Annotated in this window: 3 protein-coding genes; all 3 read right to left on the reverse strand. The window is 76.2% G+C overall.

The window, feature by feature from the left end; genetic code table 11:
- The coding region (locus tag OZN99_RS31120; protein ID WP_270939068.1) for a hypothetical protein at positions 1–674 on the reverse strand (674 nt) is incomplete at its 3' end.
- Between the two features lie 134 nt (positions 675–808).
- Positions 809–1468: a phosphoribosylanthranilate isomerase gene (locus OZN99_RS31125; protein ID WP_270939069.1), complete on the reverse strand. Its 660-nt coding sequence runs from the start codon at positions 1466–1468 to the stop codon at positions 809–811.
- Positions 1465–1658 (reverse strand): orotidine 5'-phosphate decarboxylase / HUMPS family protein (locus OZN99_RS31130; protein WP_270939070.1); only part of this gene is annotated, 194 nt, incomplete at its 5' end. The genes OZN99_RS31125 and OZN99_RS31130, both read right to left, overlap by 4 nt.

The following is a 1658-nucleotide window of genomic DNA, read 5'->3' on the forward strand; positions in this document are numbered from 1 at the left end:
CGTGCGACGACGACGCCGGCCGCGTCGGTGAGCGCGACGGCCCCCCGCCCCGCCGCCGCCTGGCCTTCCAGGCCGGCGGCGAAATGCTCGGGCAGCAGCGGCATGCCCAGCACGCGCGAGGCGCCGCCGTTCCGCAGGATCGGCACGAAGACGAAGGCGGCCGGCCGGCCGGAGACTCGGCCGATGGCGACGTCGGTCACGACCGGCTGGCCGGTCTCGAAGGCGGCGCGGATGCCGTGGCCGCCGCCACGCGGGCCCTCTGCGCCGCCGGGCCCGGGCAGCGCCTCCGCATCTGCCCGCTGCGTGTTGAGGAGCTGGGCTCCGCTGCTCTCGTAGACCACCACCCAGCTGCCGAAGGTCTCCGCCGTCGCCCTGGCGTGCTGGCGGAAATGGCCGAGATCGCCGTCGAGCACCGCATCGGGCGAGGCGGCAAGGACACGCAGCGCGGCGATATGCCCGGCGATCCTGGCATCCACCGCCGCCGCCAGCGCATGCGCGGTGTCCTGCAGGCGTGCCTCGGCCGCGGCGTCCTGGCGGCGCAGCGCCTCCCGGGTGGCCGCGGCGCCGAAGGCGAGTGCGGGAAGCAGCACGACGACCACGAGGACGAAAAGCTGTCGGCGCAGCCCGGGCAAGCCGCGAGAGGGTGCCGGCGCGCGCGCATCGTCTTGTGTCATTCCGGGCCGCAGTTCGAGGACCGCGCGGCCGATCCGGCGGCGAACCTACATTCCCGGCGGCGGCGGGGAGCGGCAAGACGAAAGGCCGTCGAATCGTCCCGAGCCGTCATGGCGGCTTGTGACAATCTCGCGAGTTACAGGGGCGCGGGCCTCGTGCCATGCGCCGCGCGCAGGAAGGCGGCGATGCGGCCTGCGTCCTTCACGCCCCGCGCCCGCTCGACGCCCGAGGAGACGTCCACCCCCCGCGCGCCGGAGACGGCGATCGCCTGCGCGACGTTCTCCGGCGTCAGCCCGCCGGCCAGCAGCCAGGGGCGCGGCACGCGGCGGCCGGCGGTCAGCGTCCAGTCGAAGGGCGCGGCGTTGCCGCCCGGCAGGGGCGCCCCGGGCGGAGCCTTGGCGTCCAGCAGGAAGCGGTCCACCACCGGCGCATAGGCCGCCAGCCCATCGAGGTCCGCGACGGAGGCGACGCCGATCGCCTTCATCACCGGACGGCCGAAGCGCGCCCGCACCTCGGCGCAGCGTGCCGGCGTCTCCTCCCCGTGCAACTGGATCAGGTCGAGCGGCAGGGCGGCGAGGACCGCAGCGATATCGTCGTCCGACGGATCCACGAAGAGGCCGACCCTCCCAGGCCCGGGGCCCTGGCGCGACGATGCGATCAGCGCCGCCTGGGCGGGCGTGACCGCCCGCGGGGAGGCGGGGAAGAAGACGAAGCCCACCAGGTCGGCGCCGGCCTCCGCCGCGGCGGCCATCGCCGCCGGGTCGTTCACGCCGCAGATCTTGACCGTCACGGTCACGCGGCGAGGGCGGCCGCGATCGCACGCGCCGCGGCGGCGGGATCGGGCGCACGGGTGATCGGTCGGCCGACCACCACGAAATCGGCGCCGGCCGCCGCCATCTCCTCCGGCGTCGCGGTGCGAGCCTGGTCGTCGGCGGCGCTGCCGGCCGGGCGGACGCCCGGCACCACCAGCGCCGGAGCCTCGCCGA

The organism is Falsiroseomonas oryzae (assembly GCF_027856955.1).
GTDB lineage: Bacteria > Pseudomonadota > Alphaproteobacteria > Acetobacterales > Acetobacteraceae > Falsiroseomonas > Falsiroseomonas oryzae.